Source organism: Tsukamurella strandjordii (assembly GCF_039525985.1).
GTDB classification, from domain to species: Bacteria; Actinomycetota; Actinomycetes; order Mycobacteriales; family Mycobacteriaceae; genus Tsukamurella; species Tsukamurella strandjordii.
Genome location: NZ_BAAAII010000003.1, coordinates 1 through 3195, shown reverse-complemented (window position 1 = coordinate 3195; position 3195 = coordinate 1). Strand labels below are relative to the sequence as shown.

At 65.9% G+C, this 3195-nt stretch carries 3 protein-coding genes; 1 reads left to right on the top strand and 2 read right to left on the bottom strand.

Going from position 1 to position 3195, the window contains the following annotated elements; translation table 11 throughout:
- Positions 1-46: 46 nt before the first annotated feature.
- Positions 47-1663, bottom strand: a complete 1617-nt coding sequence (locus ABD108_RS05360; protein ID WP_343929715.1) for a ParB/Srx family N-terminal domain-containing protein — start codon at positions 1661-1663, stop codon at positions 47-49.
- A 488-nt stretch (positions 1664-2151) separates the two neighbouring features.
- On the opposite strand from ABD108_RS05360, the gene ABD108_RS05355 reads away from it, so the two are divergent.
- The gene (locus ABD108_RS05355; protein WP_343929714.1) at positions 2152-2754 is read left to right on the top strand and encodes a hypothetical protein; all 603 of its coding nucleotides are present in this window, start codon (positions 2152-2154) and stop codon (positions 2752-2754) included.
- Positions 2755-2889: 135 nt separating this feature from the next.
- Here the strand turns inward: ABD108_RS05355 and ABD108_RS05350 are convergent.
- Positions 2890-3195 (bottom strand): hypothetical protein (locus ABD108_RS05350; protein ID WP_343929713.1); only part of this gene is annotated, 306 nt, incomplete at its 5' end.

Below are 3195 nucleotides of genomic sequence, written 5' to 3'. Positions count from 1 at the left end.
CGCGTCCGCCCCGACGGTGCGGGGCGGACGCGCGGCCTCGGGCCTCTCACTCGGCGGGCTGGTCCTCGGCGGGCTTCTTGGTCCGCTCGGCGTAGACCTCGTCGGCGGTGGCGGTTCCGAGGATGACGCATTCGACGGGGGCCGGGGCGTAGCCGGTGGCAGCGGTGAGGAAGTCCAGGTAGGGCTTGAGCGAGGTGGGGTTGTCGCGCCAGGACTTGCGGGTGTATCCGCTTTCGTAGGCTGCGACGGCGTGCGCCAGGGCGATCACCTGGGCGCGCTGCTCGGTGGCCTTGCTGAGCTGGGCGCGCACGGTGTTGCGGATGTCCAGTCCGAGGAGGTCACGCGCGATCATGCCTCCGTCGATGCCGATGCGCTTGCCTCCTGCACCGTTGGCGATCGTCTCGGCGATGAACTTGGCCGTGCCCTTGGGCGCGGTCTTGCGGGCGAGCAACTGGGTCAGGTGCTCGCGGCGCACGACCTCGGCGTCGTCGGCGGCGACGGAGAGGTCGATGCCGACGGCGCGTTCGTGGCTGGCCTGGGCCTTGGCCTCGGCGAGCTGCGCGGCGGCCTTGTCGGCGTCGTCGGTGGTGGTGTCCTTCTTGCTGAGCGCCTTGGGCCGCTTGGTCAGCTTGTCGGCCTTGGCGTCGGTGGTCGCGGCGTAGGTGACCTGCCAGACGGTCGCGGTCTCGACCTGCTCGTAGGAGTACTTACCCTCGCGGACCGGGCGGGGGTTTCCGTCGTGGTCCGGCTCGCCCGCATAGCGGTCGATCTGGTAGCTGCTGACCTGTTCGCCGGTCTCGATCACCGTGTAGGTCTCGCGGCGCTCGATGAGCACCGCCAGGTGCTCGGGCGTCACATCGTCGATCGTGGCGGTCTGCCCGGTGGCCGTGATGAGGTCGTCCAACTCGCGGTAGGTCTTGCCGTCGGGTGCGGAGCTGTAGCCGTACGGGCGGTAGCGCAGGATGTGGACGCCCTTGTCCCGGTAGGGCTGCTCGGCGGCGGCGCGGTCGGCCTCGTCCTTGCGCTCGCGGCGAAGCTCCTGGAGCTTGTGCGCGAACTGCTCGTGCTGCGCGGCCTCGGCGAGCTGGTGCAGGGCGCTCTCGTCGTCCTCGAACTCGGTCATGGCGTTCGCCTGGTCGAGGGTCAGCTGGTACTCGACGACCTTGTTGCGCAGGGTCTCGCGTCCGGCGGTGGCGACGGTGGCGGCGACCCGCTCGTGGTCGAGGTTGGCGTGTACGGCGATCTGCTCGACGGGCACGCCGAAAGCGGCGAGCTGGTCGATGGTGGCGGTCACGTCGTCGTCGCGCATGGCGATCGCGCTGTTGGCGAGGAGCTGTTCGGTGCGGCGTCCGATTTCGCGGGCGTCGCCGACCCGGTCGTCGCGGCGGATGAGGACCGGGACGGTGGCGACCTCGGCGGCGAGGGCGGCGCGGAGGCGGCACTGGCCGTCGCGGATCATGATGTTGCCCAGCTCGTCGCGGACGCCGGTCAGTGGGGTGTAGATGCCGATTTCGGCTGCGCTCTTGGTGAATCCGTCGATCTTGGCCTGCTCGGCGGCGGTGATCGTGCGAACGTTGTCTTCGAGCGTGAGGCTCTTGGGGTCGACGTGCACGACGCCCTCGAACTCGGTGTTGGTCGCGGGGGTGTTCAGCGTTGCGGTCATGGTGTAGCCTTTCGAGTGTTGCGGTTGAGGGTCGGAAGTGTGGAGCTTCCGGCCCTCACTTTTTTGTGTGTGAGACGGTCTGCGTCTCGGTCTATCTATTTCCTTTCTCCGTTGTTCTACCTTCGATTTTAGGCGGGGGCACTGACATGTTTTGTGATTGTTTCTGAGAATTGTGTGAGGCTTTTCCGCAGGTCAGGAACGTTTCTTTTGCCCGGCCCACCCCCCTGTAATCAGCCTCGTTTCCTGGAGCGAGTGGGGGCTTTCTAAACGATGAAGCTGTGCGCGAGGTTGTTTGCCGTGAGGTTCACCGGCTCGCGAGCCTGGAGCTTTGGCGACCAGGTGTTACGCACGTTGCACTGGGGGTGATTGTGCGGGAGCGACGGGGGTCCGGGAGCGTTGCGCGGGTCGCGGTAGTGCTGATTCGATTCTTCTTTTCGTTCGTCTTGCTACGCTCGGCGGTAAGGACTGGTCGACGAGTGGGGGACGTGATGAGTGATCTGTACCGCGTGGGAGAAGTCCCGACTCCTGAGCAGGTGGAGACGGTGTTCTCGATGCAGCGACGGGTGACGGGCTTGCAGGAGCTGATCAAGTTGACGTTGCAGGTGGTTGATCTGGCGGAGCTTCTCGTCGTGCGTGCGACGTGTCCCTTTGGTGTCGATACGACGGCCCGTGTCGAGTCAGGAGATCTGGTTTGGGAGCGTCTTCCCAAGGAGATCCGTGCGTTGGTTCAGGTGAAACAGGTCGCGAACGTGTTGGCTGAGACATTGGTTCAATATGGGACGCGCAACCTTGACGGTTGGTTCCCGCCGATTCGTATGTATGTGGAAGTGCTCTCGGGAACTCCCCTCAATCGACGTTTGTTTCAGCAGGATATTGAGTCGATCCTGAATAAGTGTGCCGAGATCGAAACGGTGTTCACACGCACTGAGGGTAACGCTATTTTCGGAATAGATTTCGACAGTTCCTTCGCTGTGTGGAATGGGCGAGTTGTTGACTTCGCTGGGACGATTCGGCCTTGGCAGCAGGATACGATTAGCAAGTTCCTCAATGAGACCAACTCGCTGCGGCAGGTGTGGGCAGGGGCCGCGTAGCGGCCCTGCTGGGTGACCGCGCAGCGGGCACGGTGGAGGAGCCGCGGAGCGGCCTTTTCCCTGCGCCGCAGGCGCAGCGGGCGCGGCTTGCGCGCCCGCTACGGGCCGCCCGGGGCGGGCGGCCCGCGGCCCTGTCTAGCCGGTAGACGCGAACGCCCGGCCGGCGCCGATGGTGACCTCCTCGCAGACGGAGCATTCCCAGTAACCGCCGGGGTCGACGGGGCCGGCGTCGACGACCGGGCCGATCTCAGCGATGCGGTCCTCGATGCCGGGGAGCTCGATGGCGTCGAACGCGGTGAGGTCGCCGGCGGCGAGGGCCGGGGTGCAGGTGTCGCAGACGAAGTGGTCGCCGGTGACGAGGTCGGTGTGGATGATCTCGGTGGTCATGGTGGGCCTTTCGGTAGGGCGCCCCGTCGGGGTGGGGCGCTGACGCGGCTCGGT

Coding starts and splice junctions, on each gene's coding strand:
- ABD108_RS05360 (WP_343929715.1), bottom strand. CDS start 1,663: ATGACCGCAACGCTGAACACCCCCGCGACCAACACCGAGTTCGAGGGC.
- ABD108_RS05355 (WP_343929714.1), top strand. CDS start 2,152: ATGAGTGATCTGTACCGCGTGGGAGAAGTCCCGACTCCTGAGCAGGTG.